Source organism: Paenibacillus sp. GCM10023252, from assembly GCF_042653305.1.
Lineage (GTDB): Bacteria > Bacillota > Bacilli > Paenibacillales > Paenibacillaceae > Pristimantibacillus.
In genome coordinates this window covers 47,989-66,650 of record NZ_JBHSHW010000034.1, presented here as the reverse complement: position 1 = coordinate 66,650, position 18,662 = coordinate 47,989, and the positions used below count along the sequence as shown (strand labels likewise).

The 18,662-nt window shown below is 51.3% G+C and carries 21 protein-coding genes; 18 read left to right on the top strand and 3 right to left on the bottom strand.

The annotated features are described in order from the left end of the window. Window positions 1–47 precede the first annotated feature (47 nt). The 4 genes from ACFO9Q_RS19850 to ACFO9Q_RS19835 all read left to right on the top strand — a co-directional run bounded on the left by ACFO9Q_RS19850 (window position 48) and on the right by ACFO9Q_RS19835 (window position 2,199). Entirely contained in the window at window positions 48–629 is a 582-nt protein-coding gene (locus ACFO9Q_RS19850) for a TPM domain-containing protein (protein WP_379185313.1), read from the top strand. Between the two features lie 139 nt (window positions 630–768). Then, window positions 769–1,188, top strand: coding sequence for a MarR family winged helix-turn-helix transcriptional regulator (locus ACFO9Q_RS19845; RefSeq protein WP_379185315.1), 420 nt, complete (start codon window positions 769–771; stop codon window positions 1,186–1,188). A gap of 45 nt (window positions 1,189–1,233) precedes the next feature. Then, window positions 1,234–1,869: a nitroreductase family protein gene (locus tag ACFO9Q_RS19840; protein WP_379185312.1), complete on the top strand. Its 636-nt coding sequence runs from the start codon at window positions 1,234–1,236 to the stop codon at window positions 1,867–1,869. 27 nt (window positions 1,870–1,896) lie between these two features. Beyond that, entirely contained in the window at window positions 1,897–2,199 is a 303-nt protein-coding gene (locus tag ACFO9Q_RS19835; protein ID WP_379185311.1) for a putative quinol monooxygenase, read from the top strand. Window positions 2,200–2,421: 222 nt separating this feature from the next. On the opposite strand, the gene ACFO9Q_RS19830 is transcribed toward ACFO9Q_RS19835, so the two are convergent. The 3 genes from ACFO9Q_RS19830 to ACFO9Q_RS19820 all read right to left on the bottom strand — a co-directional run bounded on the left by ACFO9Q_RS19830 (window position 2,422) and on the right by ACFO9Q_RS19820 (window position 5,280). Continuing rightward, a complete protein-coding gene (locus ACFO9Q_RS19830; protein ID WP_379185310.1) occupies window positions 2,422–3,750 on the bottom strand; it encodes an amino acid permease in 1,329 nt (442 codons plus the stop codon). Between the two features lie 85 nt (window positions 3,751–3,835). Further along, complete coding sequence (locus ACFO9Q_RS19825; protein ID WP_379185309.1) at window positions 3,836–4,459, bottom strand: LysE family transporter; 624 nt, start codon at window positions 4,457–4,459, stop codon at window positions 3,836–3,838. A gap of 77 nt (window positions 4,460–4,536) precedes the next feature. Then, window positions 4,537–5,280: a YqcI/YcgG family protein gene (locus ACFO9Q_RS19820; RefSeq protein WP_379185308.1), complete on the bottom strand. Its 744-nt coding sequence runs from the start codon at window positions 5,278–5,280 to the stop codon at window positions 4,537–4,539. 43 nt (window positions 5,281–5,323) lie between these two features. Between ACFO9Q_RS19820 and ACFO9Q_RS19815 the strand changes: the two genes are divergently transcribed. From ACFO9Q_RS19815 to ACFO9Q_RS19750, 14 genes are all read left to right on the top strand, one after another. Continuing rightward, a complete protein-coding gene (locus tag ACFO9Q_RS19815) occupies window positions 5,324–6,493 on the top strand; it encodes an N-acetylmuramoyl-L-alanine amidase (RefSeq protein WP_379185307.1) in 1,170 nt (389 codons plus the stop codon). 140 nt (window positions 6,494–6,633) lie between these two features. Continuing rightward, entirely contained in the window at window positions 6,634–7,038 is a 405-nt protein-coding gene (locus ACFO9Q_RS19810; RefSeq protein ID WP_379185306.1) for a TerB family tellurite resistance protein, read from the top strand. A 35-nt stretch (window positions 7,039–7,073) separates the two neighbouring features. Then, entirely contained in the window at window positions 7,074–7,580 is a 507-nt protein-coding gene (locus ACFO9Q_RS19805) for a hypothetical protein (protein WP_379185305.1), read from the top strand. A 285-nt stretch (window positions 7,581–7,865) separates the two neighbouring features. Beyond that, window positions 7,866–9,512, top strand: a complete 1,647-nt coding sequence (locus ACFO9Q_RS19800) for an FAD-dependent oxidoreductase (protein WP_379185304.1) — start codon at window positions 7,866–7,868, stop codon at window positions 9,510–9,512. Further along, a complete protein-coding gene (locus tag ACFO9Q_RS19795) occupies window positions 9,509–9,889 on the top strand; it encodes a 4Fe-4S binding protein (RefSeq protein WP_379185303.1) in 381 nt (126 codons plus the stop codon). The genes ACFO9Q_RS19800 and ACFO9Q_RS19795 overlap by 4 nt, the downstream gene beginning before the upstream one ends. 132 nt (window positions 9,890–10,021) lie before the next feature. Beyond that, on the top strand, window positions 10,022–10,669 hold the full coding sequence (locus ACFO9Q_RS19790; RefSeq protein ID WP_379185302.1) for a nitroreductase family protein: 648 nt from the start codon (window positions 10,022–10,024) through the stop codon (window positions 10,667–10,669). 45 nt (window positions 10,670–10,714) lie between these two features. Beyond that, window positions 10,715–10,897: a YezD family protein gene (locus ACFO9Q_RS19785; RefSeq protein WP_379185301.1), complete on the top strand. Its 183-nt coding sequence runs from the start codon at window positions 10,715–10,717 to the stop codon at window positions 10,895–10,897. Further along, window positions 10,894–12,522: an FAD-dependent oxidoreductase gene (locus tag ACFO9Q_RS19780; RefSeq protein WP_379185300.1), complete on the top strand. Its 1,629-nt coding sequence runs from the start codon at window positions 10,894–10,896 to the stop codon at window positions 12,520–12,522. The genes ACFO9Q_RS19785 and ACFO9Q_RS19780 overlap by 4 nt, the downstream gene beginning before the upstream one ends. After that, a complete protein-coding gene (locus ACFO9Q_RS19775) occupies window positions 12,519–12,869 on the top strand; it encodes a 4Fe-4S binding protein (RefSeq protein ID WP_379185299.1) in 351 nt (116 codons plus the stop codon). Before ACFO9Q_RS19780 ends, ACFO9Q_RS19775 begins: the two co-directional genes overlap by 4 nt. Window positions 12,870–12,995: 126 nt before the next feature. Then, entirely contained in the window at window positions 12,996–14,336 is a 1,341-nt protein-coding gene (locus tag ACFO9Q_RS19770) for an ABC transporter substrate-binding protein (protein ID WP_379185298.1), read from the top strand. A gap of 16 nt (window positions 14,337–14,352) precedes the next feature. Next, window positions 14,353–15,210: a dienelactone hydrolase family protein gene (locus tag ACFO9Q_RS19765; RefSeq protein WP_379185297.1), complete on the top strand. Its 858-nt coding sequence runs from the start codon at window positions 14,353–14,355 to the stop codon at window positions 15,208–15,210. 150 nt (window positions 15,211–15,360) lie between these two features. Beyond that, window positions 15,361–16,305 (top strand): cysteine synthase A, encoded by a 945-nt coding sequence (gene cysK, locus ACFO9Q_RS19760; protein WP_379185296.1) that lies wholly within the window; start codon window positions 15,361–15,363, stop codon window positions 16,303–16,305. Window positions 16,306–16,399: 94 nt separating this feature from the next. Then, window positions 16,400–16,987 carry a thioredoxin family protein gene (locus ACFO9Q_RS19755; RefSeq protein ID WP_379185295.1) on the top strand — a complete coding sequence of 196 codons (588 nt, stop codon included), beginning with the start codon at window positions 16,400–16,402 and terminating at the stop codon, window positions 16,985–16,987. Window positions 16,988–17,233: 246 nt separating this feature from the next. Next, entirely contained in the window at window positions 17,234–18,598 is a 1,365-nt protein-coding gene (locus ACFO9Q_RS19750; RefSeq protein WP_379185294.1) for an ABC transporter substrate-binding protein, read from the top strand. Window positions 18,599–18,662 lie beyond the last annotated feature (64 nt).

The following is an 18,662-nucleotide window of genomic DNA, read 5'->3' as shown; positions in this document are numbered from 1 at the left end:
TTTCTTTTTGTTTGACAAATTAAAGAAGGGGCGTCCCCAAGTCATTTATGACTTTTGGGACAGCCTCGGTTCCTTCATTAGGTGGTCTTGAGCCTGCACCCTATGCGAACAAGGCGTTCAGACAATACAAGTTAGGGGACAAGGAGCTTAACAATGGGGTCCTCCTGCTCCTCTCGATGACCGAAGGAGCGGTGCAGATTGAGGTAGGATATGGACTGGAAGGGGCGATTCCTGACGGCAAGGCAGGCCGCATCCTCGATACCATTACCATTCCTTATCTGGAGCAGAATGAACCAGGCAAGGCTATCGTTGAGACGTATCATGCCCTCTATCAGGAGACAGCGATTGAATACAAGGTAGAGGATCAATTAACCGCTGCGCCGGCTGAGCTGCCGGCTAACAATCAGCAGGGTGCTCCGGATCAGGGCGGGATATCTATCCTATGGGTCATTGTAATCGTCGGTCTCCTCATCGTAGACTTCGTCTTCTTCCGCGGATTCCTCACACTGACACTGTTCTCCATGCTCGGCCGAGGCGGGTTCCGCGGAGGCAGTGGCGGTGGGGGCGGTGGATTCAGAGGCGGCGGCGGAGGCTCATCTGGCGGTGGAGGAGCGGGGCGAAGGTTCTAAGCAAGATCATGCATTCGCTGGCTGAATTCACTGGATGAATCATCCAGTTGCGATCTGTTCGCGTTCGAGTTATATTAATTGACGGGTCAATGATTGATAGGTCAAGGGAAATGTGGAGAGGAGCCTACATGTGTCGACCATGCCATGGGAATCGTCGAAGATTCTCTATCAGCTGCTCTTCTTGAACAAGCAGATCAGCCCGAAGTTCGAACGATGCACCGGTATCAGTCCGACGAGACTTGAGCTCTTGCATCACCTCGTTCAAGCGGACGAGATTAGCCAGACCACCCTTCAGCGGGAAGTGAATATCGATCTTGCAGCCATTACTCGTCATCTCCAGCAGCTCGAAGCTGCAGGGATGGTTGAGCGGCGCAAGAGCACGAGTGACAACCGAATGACGCTCGTTCGTCTAACCGACAAGGGAAGGGAGCAGATTATCTCTTACCGAATCGAGAAGGATGAATTCGTGAACAAGCTGCTTCACGGCTTCAATGACGAGGAGTGCCAGCAATTCGCAGCCATGCTAAGCAGAATGCAGCATAATCTAAGTGACCTGTAAGCAGAGCGAACAGGCACACACATCTTACATCATGGGGGGAACATCATGAACAAGCTGATATCTAATGATTACCAACATATTGTGTCAAGCAGACGATCCATCCGAACGTATGATCCATCCGTTAAGATTAGCCGGGAAGAGATGGAGGAGATCTTGACGAAGGCAACGCTCGCGCCTTCCTCAACTAACATGCAGCCGTGGCGTTTCATCGTCATCGAGAGCGAGGAAGCTAAGGCAACACTGGCTCCTCTGGCCAGCTTCAATCAGCGACAGGTGGAGACTTCCGCAGCTGTAATCGCCGTCTTCGGTGATATGAACAACTTCGAGTATGGTGATGAGATATACAGCAGCTCTGTAGAGCTTGGCTACATGCCTGCGGATGTGAAGGAGACGATGATGGGCAAGCTGGAGGGATTCTTCGCTAACGTGCCCGCTGAAGTGATGCGAGAGATTGTGCTCGTTGACGGAGGTCTGGTGTCCATGCAGCTCATGTTAACAGCGCGTGCTCATGGATATGACACGAATGCAATCGGGGGATACGATAAGGCTAATATTGCGGAGGCATTCGGTCTGGACAAGGATCGTTATGTACCCGTCATGCTGATCTCGATCGGCAAGGCAGATGGCGCAGGCTACCCATCCTATCGTCTGCCCATTAACAAGGTTGCGGAGTGGAAGTAATACTAACCCGAAGAGGAGAATCCGATCATGATTATTATTCACGCTGAATTCAAGGTTCAAGGGGCACAAGAGCAGGCATTCCTAAGCGAGATCCATTCCTTAATTGAGGCTTCACGAGCGGAGGAAGGCAACGAGGCTTATGACTTGTACAAGGATACTGAGCATCCTCATGTATACAAGATGGTCGAAGTATGGCAAGGTGAGCAGGCGGTAGCGGCTCACAACAGCAGCGAGCACTTCCGTGCCTTCGTAGGCAAGGCCGCTCAGTTCCTGGCAGCCCCGTTAAGCGTCAAGGCTTATCACGGAGAGCCTGTCCCTATGCAAGCCTGACAATAGCCGCTGGAAGGGATCTCCCTTCTAGCGGTTTTTTATTATAACCGATTCCCATCATTGCTGTTGATCTTGCTTAAGACTGTCGGCATTATTGTCTGAGGCCTTATCTTCCGGCTCATCGAACGGGACACGGTCTTCGGGATAATACATATAAGCTCACCTCCTGTCGACATGTAGTATAGTATTGTATGTTCAATTCTGTGTTAAATGATTGTTATCCTAAGATGAAACTTGTCTCTTCCACAGTCGAGCCATTCCGAAGGTAATCGCCGCAATGAGAGCAACGAACCCTAAGCTGATCCAGAATCCGGGACGGCTGGTCTCGTGGAATAAGGTGCCGCTGACAGCAAGCAGGATGAGGACAGCCGCTATCCCTCTCTTCCATTGTCCCCAGACGCTGAGCTTCAGCAGCTTGCCGGAGGTGAGCAGGATGAACATCCAATTGTAGAGCAGCATGAGACCGGCAGCCGTCGTCATATATTCATACACCTCATCAGGCATCAGCAGAGCTAGAACAATCGAGCCGATCAAGGCGAGCGTTGTCAGGCCGATCGCGAAGTAGGGGGTGCTCCGCTTGCCCTTGCTTACCTTGGCGAATATCTTCGGAGCATCGCAGTTCTTGGCAAGCGTAACGAGTATCGTGGTGACCGCGAATAAGGAAGCGACCATCGTGGAGAAGCCTGCGATGATGAACACAGCATTGAACAGATGCGGGACGAACGCTATTCCATATCCGCTAAGGGAGGCGACCAGCGGGCTCTGATTCGACGGTATCGCATCCCACGGCACCAGGCTGAGTGAGAGTCCGAGGGTTAGTGCATACAAGAGGACCAGCACGCTAATCATCAGTCGGCCTGCCTTGGGTGCGTCCTCAGGATGCTTAAGCCGAACCGCCAGCAGCCCCATAATCTCAATTCCTCCGAAGCAATAGAAGGCATACAGCAGCGTAGACCAACCGCCCTTAAGTCCCGTGGGAAGGAGAGGGAGCGGCCATTGCGGGGTGTGCTTCGAATCTCCGAACCATCCAATCAGAGCACACAATGCTATAGCGATGAACGCAACGATTGCCGCCAGCTTAATGACAGCGAATAGGTGCTCGGCCTTCTCGAAGCCCTTCGTTCCGAGCAGGATGACACCCAGTCCGAGTACCGCATAGGCTGAAGCGAGTATCCACATCGGCACATCAGGGAACCACAGTCTTGTGAAAAGGGACAAAGCCGCCATCTGGCTGCCCATAATAAGCAGCTCCGAGGACCAATACACCCAGCCGCTGCCGAATCCCGCCCAGCGGCCGTAGGCCTCCTTCGCATACGCGCAGAAGGAGCCTTCCTTCGGATCAGCTGACGTCATACGGGCGAGCACATCGAAGACGATGAACGTACCGCAAGCTGCCAGGAACAGAGCGGGCAGGATGGCCGGCCCCCCTATGCTTATGCCTACGCCAGTTCCGAGGAAGAAGCCGGTCCCTATCGTGCAGGCTACTCCCATGAGGGACAGCTGCCACCAAGGCATGGACTTGTCCTGATTCTGATCATTCGTCTGACCCAAGTTATCAAGCTCCCGTGTATAGAGATGTAATGACATACACGGATTATTGTGTGAACTTAAGCGCATTCATATACAGAGGCTGCCATCACACGAGCTCCTGCAGCGCTTGCCAGCCGAAGTATAACCCGAATCCAATCAAGGACAATCCTGATAGTCTGGATATGAGGGTCAATGTGGCAGGCCTGAGCAGTCTCCTCGAGTAACTGGATGTGATGGCCATCATCAAGTCCCATAACCCTATGCCTAATAATATGGCCAGTGTATACATAATGAGCTGGGGAGTCTCATAGGTCTTGGCAGTCTTGGCAAGGACCGAGCCGTAGATGCCTAACCAGAACATAATCGTTAAGGGGTTAAGCAGGGAGATGAGGAATCCGGTGCCGAAGGAGCGGGAGAGAGGCTCGGAGGAAGCTTGCCTATCCGTGTCTATGGCTGCCGCTCCCTTGAGTCCGTCTATTCCCGTGTAGATGAGGACGAAGCAGCCGAACACCCACAGGAAGGTGTTCATGACCGGATGGTCCAGGAAATGCACGGTGCCGAAATATACGATCAGGATAAACAGAACATCAGCCAGCATCGATCCAAGTCCGAGCAGCCAGGAATTCCAGAAGCCGCCCCGAATGCCCCGATCCATCTGGGCCGCATTGATGGGCCCGATCGGGGCCGCAAGCGACAGTCCCAGCAGGATATAACTGAGCAACATACTCATACGCGCACCCTCCCGCTATACCGTAGTTCATAAGCTTGTATAGTGTATTCGCGGCAAGGAGGTTGTACGACACTCAATTATTTGTCACGCTTCATGGCATGCAGATGGGCGAACGGGCACTTCGCAGGAGAGGAATCATCATCGCTAAGGAAATATTGCTTCCATTCGAAGTTCTCCTGGCTTCCATATAAGTTCAGATCGGGATGAATACCCGTCTCATCGTACTTCACGATTCGCTCCCGAATGTTGTGCTTCACATGCGCAGCCCCTTCGGCATGTGCATTGAACTCCACCAGCACCCAGCGCGGCGTAATGGCGAAGATGTAATAGGGGAAGCTCCGGCTCTGCCTGAGCTTATGAGCGGGAGTCGCACAGTACATGAAGTATTGCTCGCCTCCGTAGCAATATTCCCACACATGGTGGTGCGGGTCCTTCGGGATATGCTCGGGCCACGGTGCGGAGTCATGCTCGCTTACCTCGCTGAGAATGTTCCAGAACAGCCGGCGATACCCATCCACTCCCGTTGCATCCACAAGATCATCAGGCGTTGCAAAAAAAGCAATCAGTGAGGTGTATCTTCCACAATCACGTGATATCGGACCATATTGTTCCAATATCTGGGCTAGTTCCTTCGCGGCTTGCTTCGATCTGGGGTCACTCAGGAAGGCATAACGGAATTGACCTAGCTTCAGGCCAATCGTTGCAGGAATGCAAGGGAAGAGATGAGCAGTATTTGACAGCTTCGCTGCAAAAGCTGCATGTGCATCGGCCTGCCAGCCAGCAGGCAGGGTCATCATGTCTTTTGTATCATAAATCCGCATGAGTCTATTCCTCCTTCTCACTACAGTATGAAGAGGAGGAGGAATGGTGCTTTCGAATCAAAATCTAGCAAATGGGGATGCCAATCTATTATTCCTCTGCTATAATGACAGCATGAAAAATATAACATTATCTATTATGCTTGCTGTCCTGTTGCTGTCCTTGACGATTCGGCCTATGAATGCTAATGCAGGCGCGGAGGGGGATTACAAGGTTGTTGCTGATTCACTGCAAGTGAGAGAAGAGGGCAGCCAGTCCGCCAAGGTCATAGGCAGCTTGAAGTATGGAACGATCGTGAGTGTATCCCAAGAGAAGTATGGCTGGATGCAGATGAAGTCTTCGAAGGTGTCAGGCTGGGTAGCCGGTCATTATCTTAAGAAAATAGAGGGCTCAGCAGCATCTTCATCATCTGGCGCGGCAGAGACTGCATCCAGCCCAGCTAAGCCAAGTATAGGAATCGTCACCGGTGATTCGGTGCGATTACGCGAGGGTCCCGGGACGAGCTATGCCGTTCTTGGCAGTGTGAACAAGGGCGACAAGCTGACGATCCAAGAGAGTAAGACGGGCTGGTATCATGCGAAGACTGCTCAAGGCGTATTAGGCTGGATATCCAGTCAGTTCGTCAGCGTCTCTGGCATTGAACTAGCGTCAGGTCCAACAGCCTCTGGAGGAGGCTTGAAGGGTAAGGTGATTGTCGTTGATCCTGGTCATGGGGGCAGTGACCCGGGCATGGTTGGAACGACGCAGCATACCGAGGAGAAGAATCTAACGCTGAGCACCTCTATCCTGCTGGCAGACCAGCTTCAGCGCTTAGGTGCCAAGGTCATTCTCACGAGGACGAAGGACAGCGAGAAGCCATCGCTTGCTGATCGGGTCAAGATAAGCGAGTCGGCTGGAGCAGATGCCTTCGTCAGCATCCATTACAACTCCTCCACCAAGAACAATTCCGGTACGCTTACCTTCTACTATTCAGAACAGAAGGACCGCCCGCTTGCCCGCTCCATCGAAGCGAAGCTAAGCTCAGGCATTGGACTGAAGAGCAATGGCATCTCATATGGCGACTATCATGTCCTTCGAGAGAATGATGTCCCATCTGCTCTGCTCGAGCTCGGATTCTTGACGAACGAGAGCGACGAGGAGCTGGTGAAGACGAGCGGCTATCAGCGCAAGGCTGCCGCAGCGATTGCCAGCGGATTGGAAGCATACTTCAAGTGAGCATAGAAGAGGCCTGCCGAGCTTGGCAGGCTTCTTCTTTTTTCATGAGAGAGAGTTAACAAATCTGGTATAATCCTGTACGATAATGTAGTGGTAGAATAGAAGGTTGATTATGAATGCGGGAGAGGATTCGTTTGTTTTTGCACTTGATACAAGAATCAGATCATAAGATAGCCTTCTTGGAGCTGGCGCAGCTTGCCGCGCAGGCTGACGGCTTCGTTAACCGCAAGGAGCAGGGTTACCTGCGTTCTTATCGGGAAGAGATGAGCCTGGCGGAGAACGAACTCGCGGATCTGCCTGTCCGCGAGCTGGAGCACATTATTGGCGGGATTAAGGATGCTCAGGTTAAGAATATTTTCATCGTGGAGATTCTGCTGCTCATCTTCGCGGATGGCGATTATAATGACGGGGAGAAGCAGATTATAACGGATATGAAGCGAATCTTCGGATACTCGGAGGCGGCCTATGAGCGTATTAAGCAATGGGTCATCGAGATGGACAAGCTGAAGATTAACGGTGTCAAGCTGATCTTGACTACGGTCTAGTACAATAGTTCCATCTGAGAGGAGCGGGCCTACCCTTGAATCTTCCCTACGGATATGAGCTTCCAGAGGAGCAGCGCGGTGGCACCTTGATCTATTATGATGTGTTCGAAGGAACGTTAGATGCGGAGCTTCACAGGGCAGTCGCGGTACGAGATGCGCTGGCATTCGACAGGCTGGTGCTGTATCCGCTTCACGAGGAGACGGTCAGGCGAATGACTGGCGAGAAGGTCAGTGCTTACTATCGAAGGGCTGACCGGCTGCATGATTGGAAGCGGCATTCGTCCCATGCAGGTGTAATCGTGGAAGGACTGGAAGGGAAGAGGAAGAAGTACACGCCGATAGATTCCGCTCTGAGACATCTGGTTGACGCCTATAAGGGTCCCTACTTCCTCTACCTGACACCGGATATGGCGAATCTGTTCGCGTCGTTCTCTTCATTCGAGGAATGGATTCGGAAGCTGCGGCTGGTGCTCACTGCTGAACCGAAGAGCTTGCATCCGCGGCTTGAGAAGTATCGTCATCGGTGGGACGTTCCAAGTTAAGTCTGGATAGGTCTGTTGGGTCTATTGCGTTACACATTCGCTCTGATTACCGATTGACAATCCAAAAGTTCAATGCTACTATAAAAAACATTAATACAAACTAAGTCTGTTGGTATTATCGGTTTTTAAATAACTAATGGCATTGACCATTCAAATGGAGATGTATGTTCGCATACGAGAAGTCCCGGAATTACCGTCGGGGGTTTACGTATAGTGGCCGTGCATCTTTTTTTTGTTATGCCAGCATGTAAGCAGCAATGTGGATTAGGGAGATGGAGGGTTGTCATGAGTGGGCAAGACACATTGAAGTTGACAGCGGATGTGCTTGTAATAGGAGGCGGACCGGCAGGCGCGTGGTCGGCGTGGAGTGCCGCTTCTAAGGGAGCTAGCGTCGTATTGGTTGACAAGGGTTACCTGGGATCAAGCGGGGCAACTGCACCAGGTGGAACGAATCTGCTCTACTTGCCACCAGATCAGGAGTTAAGAGAACAAGCTGTACAGCAGAGGATGAAGTCGGGCGGATATCTATCCGAAGCACATTGGATTCATCGGGTGTTGGACCAGGTCTATATAAATCTGGAGCTAGTGGAGCAGTGGGGATACCCCTTCGTACGAGATGAGCATGGTGTTCCGCAGCGTAATCACTTGCAAGGACCGGAGTATATGGCTCTCATGCGCAAGGCGGTCAAGAAAGCAGGCGTTAGAGTGCTTGATCACGCGCCCGCGCTTGAATTACTTCAAGATGAGCATGGTGTTGGCGGGGCAAGAGGTGTCCTGCGCCAAGAGGGCAGGGAGTGGGAGGTTCGCGCGAATGCGGTTGTCATCGCGACTGGCGGCTGTGCGTTCCTGAGCAAAGGACTCGGTTGTAACGTGCTGACTGGAGACGGCTATCTGCTGGGTGCCGAAGCAGGTGCCGAGCTGTCTGGCATGGAATTCTCACGGCGCTATGCGCCTGCTCCGGCATTCAGCTCGAATACAAGATCCAGACTTCTCGGCTGGGCGACTTATTATGATCAGGACGGAAATGAGCTAAGTGGACAACGCAACGGCGACTTCCTAGCCCAGCGATTGCAGCAAGGTCCTGTATACGCCATTATGAACAAGGCAGATACACCGGAGAAGCAAGCCATCCTAAGATCGTCTCACGCTGTATTCTTCTTACCTTATGATCGTGCCGGAATTGACGTGTTCACACAGCCGTTCCCGTTGACCCTGCGTTATGAAGGGACCGTTCGCGGAACAGGCGGGCTCAGAATCGTCGGAGATCAATGCGATACAACCGTAGCTGGGTTGTATGCTGCCGGTGATGCGGCGACAAGGGAGAGAATTACAGGAGCTGCCTCTGGCGGGGGAGCGTTCAATGCTTCATGGGCGATCTGCTCCGGAACATGGGCTGGTGAAGGCGCTGCCGACTATGCATTAGCACAGCCTGCACCAGCCGATTCTCGAGAGCTTCGTTCAGCAGGGCGATATGGATTAAGCAAGTATAGCTCCAGCCAGAGCCGTTCATTAGCCAGGGTAGAGACGTCTGAGCTTATTCAATCCATCCAGGATCAGGTTCTTCCGCTGCACATCAATTACTTCCGCTCGGAGACCGGACTTACTTCCGCACTTCATAAGCTGAACAGTTATTGGCCAGCTGTTAATGAACAAGCACCCATTACTATTCATGAGCGAGTGAAGGCAAGAGAAGCGGCAGCGATGGCCGCAACGGCCAGATGGATGTATACGGCTGCTCTTCATCGCAAGGAATCGCGCGGAGCAGGCTTGCATGTGCTGGGGGAATATCCAGACGTTGATCCAAGTCAACATCACCGGCTCATTGTATCTGGTCTGGAGCAAATCGAGGTAAGACCAGATCGGACCTTCCTTCGTGATTCAAGCTCAGCATCCTTACTCAAGGCAACAGGACAGGAGGCTCAGATCGGATGATTGAACTTGTCAGCAGCGAGCGGTGTATAGGCTGTAATCTATGTGTGAAGGTCTGTCCGACGAATGTGTTCGACAAGACGGAGCACGAACCGGTTATAGCCCGGCAGGAAGACTGCCAGACCTGCTTCATCTGTGAAGCGTATTGCCCAGTCGATGCACTCTATGTGTCGCCCTATACCGATGAGAAGGTAGCCGTCCATGAGGAAGAGCTCGCAGACCAAGGTATTCTGGGAAGCTGGAGGGCTACGATAGGCTGGGGACCAGGCAGAACGAAGCTGGCTGCGCTTGACCAGACTCCCTTTATCGATCGAATATTGCCCCCTCGCCCTATCCGCGCAGCGGGTATCTCTGATGTAAGAACTCCTTCATCAGGCTGAATGAAGCGAATAATTGATGCATGGTGCCAACTAGTTAACTGGAGGCGCATGTCTCGCAAGATCTATTGAGATCTGGCGGGATGTGCGCCTCTTCTATTATCTATCCCAATTATTCCAGGAGGAATGAATGACATGAGTATCGAATCCACCCCCCGTCTCCATCTATCTATTGAAGAGGTATACAGCCCAGAGGTTCAGGCTGCAAGAACGCCAGATTATCCTGTTCACCCTCTTATTCTCAATCGTTGGTCGCCACGCTCTTATGAGAAGAACTCCTTATCGGATGAAGAGCTGTATACGGTTCTTGAGGCTGCAAGATGGGCGCCTTCATCAGGCAATCAACAGCCATGGCGCTTCTATATAGCTAGGACGGTGGAAGAACATGAGCAGTTCCGCAAGTTCATCAAGCCGCGCAATCGGTTATGGACAGATCAGGCGCCTGTGCTGCTGCTGATCGCTTCCGCTAAGGTGAAGGACAATGGTGATTCCATCGGCTCACATGCCTTCGATGCAGGCGCAGCTTGGGCGAGCCTGGCGCTGCAAGCAAGATTGCTGGGATTATCGACCAGAGCGGTCGGCGGCTTCGATTCTGAGCTCGCTAGAGAAGTGCTGCATACTCCTGATCATATTGCCCTCCATGCGGTTATTGCCTTAGGATTCCGCGGTGGGGTGGAGACCTTGAATGAACAGTTCCATGAAGCGGAGAAGCCTAATGGGCGGCGGCCGCTCGCAGAGAATATTCTATCCATTCCCGTCAATCCTGTCCGCTCAACCGACTAGGCGTACATTCATCATACCGATACAAATATAGAGAGGATGATAGAGATGGCAAGAACATTTGAAGTGACAGAACCGTGGTTGAAGCGCATTGTTGACCAAGTTCATGGATTATCCTATGGTGTTGTGCAGATCACGGTACATGACGGTCAGATTGTTCAGATTGATCGTACCGAACGAAGCCGATACGATACGCCTAAGAGCTCTATCCAAGGTAATAAACGTCGATGACCAAGTGGATTACGGAACAATTAACAGCAGATGTACTTGTTATTGGAGGCGGTCCCGCTGGTGCTTGGGCGGCATGGAGCGCAGCCTCTCACGGGGCGAGAACCGTCCTTGTTGACAAGGGCTACTTGGGCACCAGCGGAGCAACGGCCCCTGGCGGCACAGGCTTCCTCTATATAGAACCGGACGAAGAGAAGCGGCAGAAGGCGGTGTCTGACCGCTTGCGATCTGGTGGTTACTTATCTGAGTCTCCTTGGATCTATCGCCTGATGGAACAAGCCTACCTGAATATCCAATTGGTAGAGAAGTGGGGATACCGCTTCCCGCTGGATGAGAATGGGAACTTGTACAAAGCGCATATGCAAGGTCCGGAGTATATGGAGCTCATGCGAAGAGTCGTACGTAAGGCAGGCGTGACTATACTAGACCAACATCCTGCGCTTGAGCTGCTGGTTGACGAGCATGGGGTCGGAGGGGCAAGAGGCGTGAACCGCTTGAACGGCCAATCTTGGGAAGTACGTGCTCATTCCGTCATCATTGCTACCGGAGGCTGCGCCTTCTTGAGCAAGGGGCTTGGCTGCAATGTCCAGACGGGCGATGGCCAGTTAATGGCTGCCGAGCTGGGCGTAGAGATGTCCGGTATGGAGTTCAGCCGTCAATATGCCACGACAGCTGCCTTCGGGACGATAACAAGGAACCGGGTCCTCGGGTTCGCTTCATTCTATGATCAAGATGGGAATATTCTTCATGAAGGAGGCCCTCGCGAGGATCACTTCTTCGCCAAGCATCTGAATCGTGGACCTGTATATGCGCAGCTTACACAAGGCAATACGCCGGAGAAGCAGGCCATCATTCGCGCCTCGACTCCGCTGTGGTTCGTTCCATTCGACCGTGCCGGAATTGATCCCTTCACGCAGAAGTTCCCAATCAAGATGCGTTACGAAGGTACGATTCGTGGAACGGGAGGGATTCGAATCGTCGGCGACTATTGCTCCACGACGGTCCAAGGACTGTTCGCTGCTGGCGATGCTGCTTCGAGGGAGAAGACCGCTGGTGCGCGCTCAGGAGGTGGAGCCTATAATGCTTCTTGGGCGATTGCTTCAGGTACTTGGTCCGGCAAGGGAGCGGCCGACCATGCCTTGGCGCAGTCCATAGATGCGAAGCATCGCAATCTGCAGCCGGCAGGGCGCTACGGGCTTCAGCATACAGCCGCTTCGGCAGAGTTCACTCCTATCCGCGATGTCGTTCAGGCCGTTCAAGCGGAGATGTTCCCGCTGTCTATTAACTACTTCAGAAGTGAATCAATTATTGCAGCATCTCTGGAACGGTTACATAAGCAGTTCCCGATCGTCCAAGGAAGAGTAGGGGATACAGCTACGGAGAGGGTCCAAGCTAGAGAGGCGGCCGCCATGGTTGTGAATGCCAGATGGATGTACTCTGCAGCGCTGCTGCGTAAGGAGACCCGGGGGATCCATACCATGCTGGAATACCCGGAGCTTAATGAGTCGCTTAACCGCAGGCTGCTGCTGTCTGGTATCGATCAGATTGCGCATCATTGGGAATCTGTTCCTACAGAGCAATCCGTGATTACCCCTCCAGTCTATGTAAAGGAGCAGCAGACCGTATGATAGAACTTGTAAGCGAGGACCGCTGCATTCAATGCAACCTGTGCGTGAAGGTCTGTCCTACGAATGTATTCGATACAGATGCTACAGGACTCCCAGTAATAGCAAGACAAGAAGATTGCCAGACCTGTTATATGTGTGAAGCCTACTGCCCGGTAGACTCGCTATTCGTCGCTCACCATGCGGACGAGAAGGTCGAAGTGACAGAGCAGGATCTGATTGACCGTGAGCTGCTTGGCAGCTGGCGTGCGATTATTGGCTTCGGCAGTAATGGTAGAGTATCCATGGCAGCCAATGACACAACAGCTGTTCTACGGCAGGTGCGTGCTTCATCTGGCAATAATCGATAAGGGATTGACCTTCTATACGACCGTACCAACGGAGGAGATATGGATTTCACCTAGAGAGGTGAAGTTATATCTCCTTATTTTTCTAGATACAAATCATACTAAATTCATCCGAAAAGAGGAGTTAACGTGAAAAAAATCGTTGTCACCGTAATCCTTACAGCACTCTTCCTCGTAACAGCCTGTGCACAAGACAGCAGCAACACGAAAACGAATAATGGACAATCTGCTACTGCTGGAACAACCGAGCAAGCTAAGCAGCCTGCAGCAGACGAGCCCAAGGAGCAGATTGAACTTACCATCTTTAAATATGGCGGCGTGACGTTAACGCAAACCGAAGTGGATACATATTTTGCACCGGTGGAGAAGAAATTCCCGCATATTAAGATTAAACTCCTTGATATTCCGGAAGGAGATCCAATCGAGCCGCTGCTTACGGCAGGTACGATTCCAGATTTGATCTTCGGAGGCAATTACGGAGAACTGAAGGAGAAGGATCTGCTGGCTGATCTAGCACCTCTTAAGGAGAAATACGGCTATGACGAGAGCCGCTTGAAGCCTGAGGTTATTAGTGCCATTAACCAATCCTCAGAAGGGAATCAATTCCCGTTCTCCGTTAACTTACCCGTCCTCTACATGAACAAAGATATATTCGACCGCTTCAATGTGCCCTATATTAATGAACTGAAGACATGGGATGAGATTATTGATATCGCGAAGCAGCTGACGAGAAGCGAAGGAGGAGTTAACTATGTCGGGATCGATCTGTCGGCGACCAAGCTCGGAAGCGGATTGTCCCTTGATATTATTGATCCAGCGACCGGACAGGCGGCCGTGACGAACAAGGATTGGACGAAGGTGTATCAGACGCTGAAGAAGCTGTATGAGATTCCAGGGTTCGTGCAAGGTGATGATTACCGTCATGATGATAAGGATGATGTGTTCTATGTGGACCAGAATCTGGCCCTATATACCCATAATCTTGCACAGCTGATTGGTCCGCTTGAAGAGCTGAGAAGGCAAGGGGTAACGATTAATTGGGACTTCGCCCCGCATCCGAACTTCGAGGAAGCGCTTGGCTCGAGCCTAGAGATTAACGTTCATCGCTTCGGTATAACGAAGGGCGGCTCCCATCAAGAAGAGGCATACCAAGTGCTTAACTATCTGTTGTCCGATGAAGTGCAGCGGCTCGTAAGCCGCAATGGCCGTGTGTCCGTGCTGAATAATCCTGAACTTGAGAAGGAGTTTGGCGCAGATATCGAGGTGCTCAAGGGCAAGACGATCGAACATATTTTCAGAGCGAAGCCCCGTCTTCTAAATGCGGAAAATGTGTATGAACGGAAAATTACAAAATACTTGGGAGAAGCTTCAGAGGACATTGCAATCAGAGGAGCCGATGTGAATTCGGCATTGAGAACAGCAGAAGAGAAAATAAATAAAGATCTCCAAACCTTAAAAAATTCGAAATAAGGAAGGAAGAGCAGCCATGACCTTAATTAGGGAATCTATCTCTTACGGAAAAAATCTTCAATATAAAGCCTATACAGCCAGGCTGGAAGGGCTAAAAGGCGCTTCACCCGCTGTCATTGTGCTGCAGGAAATATGGGGAGTAGACGAGCACATTCAGAGTGTCGTTGACCGTCTGGCTGCCGCAGGCTATGTGGCCTTCGCTCCCGAGCTGTTCACAGAGGACGGCAGCTATCTTCCTGGCTTATCGCAGCAGCGTATTGCAGAGGCTAAGAGCTTCTTGAACACGCTGCCGCCATCAGAGTGGCGTAAGGAAGAAGTACGCAAGCCAGAGCTTGCGAAGCGACCGATCGAGGAAGCAGCAGCAATCGAAGATACGCTCTCGCGTATTTTTAATCTGTCTGACCTGCGTCCAACCTTCATAGCTAAGGTGATAGAAGCGGCTGAATTCCTCCGCAAGGTATACAGCCCTACGGCAGGTCAGGGTATTGCTTCCGTAGGATTCTGCTTGGGAGGTGCCCTCTCTGCCGAACTAGCTGCTGCGGATTCAGAGCTCCGAGGAGCGGTATTGTTCTACGGCGGATTGCCTGATGGAGATAAGGTGAAGGATATTGAGGCTCCTCTGCTGGGCTTCTACGGAGAGCTTGACGAGCGGATTACGAGCGCAGTTCCGGCATTTGCTGAAGAGGTCACTAGTCTGGGCAAGAGCTTTGAGTATCACGTTTATTCTGAGGCGCAGCATGCTTTTTTCAACGATACTAGACCTAGTTATCAAGCCGCGGCAGCGCGGGATGCGTTCGCCCGTACGTTAGGCTTCTTGAATCAAGTCCTCAATAACAAGTCAATATCCGATAAAAAAATCAAATATAAGTATTGAACACTTTAAAGACCTGTGATATATTGAACAAAGTTAAGCAAGTCACTTGGAATAATAGGATATGTAGCATTCAACCGTTCAAACGGAGATGCGCTTCTGATTGTTATCAATCGGGAGCGCATTTTATTTTAGTAAAGGGGGATTCATCTAATGGCTCGTATTGTTAATCGTATTACAGATCTTATAGGAGACACACCGCTAGTTCGCTTGAATCGCATTGTGCCAGAGGGCAGTGCCGAGATCTACCTGAAGCTGGAGTTCTTCAACCCGGGCAGCAGTGTTAAGGATCGAATTGCAATTAGTATTATTGAAGAAGCAGAGCGCGAAGGCAAGCTTAAGCCTGGGGCAACAATTATTGAAGCGACAAGCGGGAACACGGGAATAGGCATCGCGCTCGTAGCGGCTGCAAGAGGATATCGCGCTATTCTGGTTATGCCGGAGACGATGAGTGTGGAGCGCCGCAATCTGCTTAGAGCTTACGGAGCGGAGCTGGTGCTTACTCCCGGAACAGAGGGGATGAAGGGCGCCATACGGGTGGCAAAGGAGATTCTGGATAAGAATCCCGACTACTTCCCAGCGGAGCAGTTCGATAACCCTGCCAATGTGAAGATTCATCGGGAGACAACGGGCCCGGAGATTGTTGAAGCTATAGACTCTCTTGACGGGAAGCTTGACGGGTTCATCGCTGGAGTAGGAACAGGCGGGACGATTACAGGAGCTGGAGAGATCTTGCGCAAGCATTATCCAGCTATTCGTATCGCAGCTGTAGAGCCTGCTGCTTCGCCTGTTCTGTCTGGAGGCAGTCCAAGTCCACACAAGATTCAAGGCATTGGGGCGGGCTTCGTTCCTTCAATCCTGGACACGAATGTCTATGATGAAGTCATTCAAGTAACGAATGAACAGGCCTTCGAGATCTCTCGCAGGGTAGCCCGTGAGGAAGGTATATTAGGCGGAATCTCCTCTGGCGCAGCTATATACGCTGCCCTTCAATTAGCAGAAGAGTTAGGTTCAGGCAAGCGGGTTATAGCCGTTATTCCAAGCAATGGGGAACGTTATCTGTCCACCGTATTATACGCAGAGGAGCAGCAAGCCTAGCTCTTGTACATAAGTATGGAAGCAGGAAGATACTGGTCATCCAGAAGGATTTGAGATAGATGAATATATAATTAGATTGGGAGGAATTAGACTTATGGCCTATACCTTACAGATTGGGGAATCTGCTCCGGAATTCAATCTGCTTGCTACAGATGGCAAGCATTACAGTCTGAGTGACTTCGCAGATGCCCGTGCACTCGTTGTCTTCTTCACCTGCAACCATTGTCCATTCGTCAAAGGCTCGGATGAGGTTACTCGCGAGTCTGCTCTGAAGTACGGTCCGCAGGGCGTGGCGTTCGTTGCCATTAACTCCAACAGCGCAACTTCTTATCCGGAAGATTCCTATGAGAAAATGATCGAGAGAACCCACGAGCATAAGTTCCCGTGGACCTACCTGCATGATGCCGAGCAGGATGTTGCACTCGCTTATGGTGCGCTCCGGACTCCGCACTTCTATGTATTCGATGCCGATCGCAAGCTGATCTATACAGGCCGTGCAACTGACTCTCCGAAGGATGCGGAGAAGATTACGACACATGATCTGAATAATGCGCTTGAGGATTATCTTGCAGGTCGTGAAGTAGCCGTGCCGCTGACGAATCCGCTTGGCTGCAATGTGAAGTGGGAAGGCAAGGATAAGCGCTGGATGCCGGAAGAAGCATGTGATCTAGTATTGAACTAGATAACAAGAACGAAGAATGACAAGGGATGACCGCAGCTGAAGCGAAGGAGTCCTCGCCTCGACTGCGGGTCCCTCATTTCATGCTAATAATACCAAGTAATTCAATATGAATATAATGCTATAGGTGGATCGACCGTATAAACGGAGATGTGCTTCACTCGTCATTGCCCGAGAGTGAACGCGTCTTCTTTTTTTGTTCGTACACTTACATGCAGACACAGGATCAAAAAAAGAGGAGATTAACGAATGAAAAAAAGGTATAGTTCTCTACTCATCTTAACACTGCTGGCCTTAGTCTTGGCCGGATGCAGCGGGAGCAGCAATTCGAACAATAGCAACTCATCCAATATAGCAGCTAAAAATCAATCGACGTCCAGCCCTGACGTGAGCGACAAGCCGGTAACCTTAAAGGTGCTTCGCGCCGGGATAACCGTAACACAAACAGAATTCGAGAAAGTACTAGTGGAGCAAACGAAGAAGAAGTTCCCTAACGTCACGCTCGAGTGGGTAGATGCCCCAGAGGATGTAGAGCTGGAGTCGCTCATTACCTCGGGAACGGTGCCGGATATTATGTTCGTCTCTACATCATCCATAGCTACTACGCTTAAGGAACTCGATCTCGTCGAGAATCTACAGCCGTTCATTGATAAGCATAAGACAGATCTAACGAAGCTGAAGCCAGTGGTGCTCGATACCATTAAGAAGTACTCGCCGGACAACGCACTTGCTGCCATTCCGTTCTCCGTGAATGTCCCGGTGCTCTTCTACAACAAGGACATCTTCGATAAGTTCGGAGCAGCCTATCCTCCGAATGAGCAGCTGAGCTGGAATGAAGCGATTGAACTTGGCAAGGGAGTGACTCGCAGCGACGGAGGCATTGACTATATCGGTATCGATCTGTTCGGTGCGAGCAATATTGCTACGGGTCTCGACCTCTTAATCATTGATCCGAAGACAGGCAAGGCTGATGTCACAACACCGCAGTGGAACAAGGTATTCGAGCAGCTTAAGAAGAGCTACGAGGTACAAGGTTATATCGGTGCAGATGGACGCTATCAGTATGCGAACGACGATGATATCTTCTTCAATGAACAGAATCTGGCTATGGTTGCTTATAACATCGCACATTTGCTTGGTCCTCTGGAAGAGCTCCGCCAGCAAGGTGTCGAGCTGAACTGGGACATCGCCCCGTTCCCGAACTTTGAGGAGAATCTAGGCACGGGCAAGGCCGCTAATATACATTCCCTGATCGTAACTAAGGCAAGCAAGAACCAAGACATTGCCTATCAGGTTATCGCGAATGTGTTGTCTGACGATTCACAGCTCGCCCTAGCCAAGGTTGGTCGAGTTCCTACCGTTGAAGGTAAGGCATTCGAAGAAGCGTATGGCACAGATATTCCGGTGCTGCAAGGGAAGACCGTCGAGAATATTTTCAAGGCTGTGCCTCGTCAAGTCATTCGGCCGCATAAGTTCGAGAGCAAGGTGCGCAAGTATCTGGAGGAAGCTGAGAAGAGCATCGCTGTAGGCGGAGTGGATGTGAATACGGCGCTGCGCGTTGCCCAAGAAGGTATTGAGAAGGAACTCATCACCTTAAATAACACGAGCAAATAGAGAAGAGCAACGGGCGATGGAACAGCTGTGTAAGTGAAGCCGTTCCATCGCTATCCTACAGGGG

Excerpts from the sequence above, each read along its gene's own strand:
- ACFO9Q_RS19820 (WP_379185308.1), bottom strand. The coding sequence starts at position 5,280 with ATGCGGATTTATGATACAAAAGACATGATGACCCTGCCTGCTGGCTGG.
- ACFO9Q_RS19825 (WP_379185309.1), bottom strand. The coding sequence starts at position 4,459 with ATGAGTATGTTGCTCAGTTATATCCTGCTGGGACTGTCGCTTGCGGCC.
- ACFO9Q_RS19850 (WP_379185313.1), top strand. The coding sequence starts at position 48 with ATGACTTTTGGGACAGCCTCGGTTCCTTCATTAGGTGGTCTTGAGCCT.
- ACFO9Q_RS19800 (WP_379185304.1), top strand. The coding sequence starts at position 7,866 with ATGAGTGGGCAAGACACATTGAAGTTGACAGCGGATGTGCTTGTAATA.
- ACFO9Q_RS19750 (WP_379185294.1), top strand. The coding sequence starts at position 17,234 with ATGAAAAAAAGGTATAGTTCTCTACTCATCTTAACACTGCTGGCCTTA.
- ACFO9Q_RS19795 (WP_379185303.1), top strand. The coding sequence starts at position 9,509 with ATGATTGAACTTGTCAGCAGCGAGCGGTGTATAGGCTGTAATCTATGT.
- ACFO9Q_RS19755 (WP_379185295.1), top strand. The coding sequence starts at position 16,400 with ATGGCCTATACCTTACAGATTGGGGAATCTGCTCCGGAATTCAATCTG.
- ACFO9Q_RS19845 (WP_379185315.1), top strand. The coding sequence starts at position 769 with ATGCCATGGGAATCGTCGAAGATTCTCTATCAGCTGCTCTTCTTGAAC.
- ACFO9Q_RS19785 (WP_379185301.1), top strand. The coding sequence starts at position 10,715 with ATGGCAAGAACATTTGAAGTGACAGAACCGTGGTTGAAGCGCATTGTT.
- ACFO9Q_RS19765 (WP_379185297.1), top strand. The coding sequence starts at position 14,353 with ATGACCTTAATTAGGGAATCTATCTCTTACGGAAAAAATCTTCAATAT.
- ACFO9Q_RS19790 (WP_379185302.1), top strand. The coding sequence starts at position 10,022 with ATGAGTATCGAATCCACCCCCCGTCTCCATCTATCTATTGAAGAGGTA.
- ACFO9Q_RS19835 (WP_379185311.1), top strand. The coding sequence starts at position 1,897 with ATGATTATTATTCACGCTGAATTCAAGGTTCAAGGGGCACAAGAGCAG.
- ACFO9Q_RS19840 (WP_379185312.1), top strand. The coding sequence starts at position 1,234 with ATGAACAAGCTGATATCTAATGATTACCAACATATTGTGTCAAGCAGA.
- cysK (WP_379185296.1), top strand. The coding sequence starts at position 15,361 with ATGGCTCGTATTGTTAATCGTATTACAGATCTTATAGGAGACACACCG.
- ACFO9Q_RS19780 (WP_379185300.1), top strand. The coding sequence starts at position 10,894 with ATGACCAAGTGGATTACGGAACAATTAACAGCAGATGTACTTGTTATT.
- ACFO9Q_RS19815 (WP_379185307.1), top strand. The coding sequence starts at position 5,324 with ATGGTGCTTTCGAATCAAAATCTAGCAAATGGGGATGCCAATCTATTA.
- ACFO9Q_RS19775 (WP_379185299.1), top strand. The coding sequence starts at position 12,519 with ATGATAGAACTTGTAAGCGAGGACCGCTGCATTCAATGCAACCTGTGC.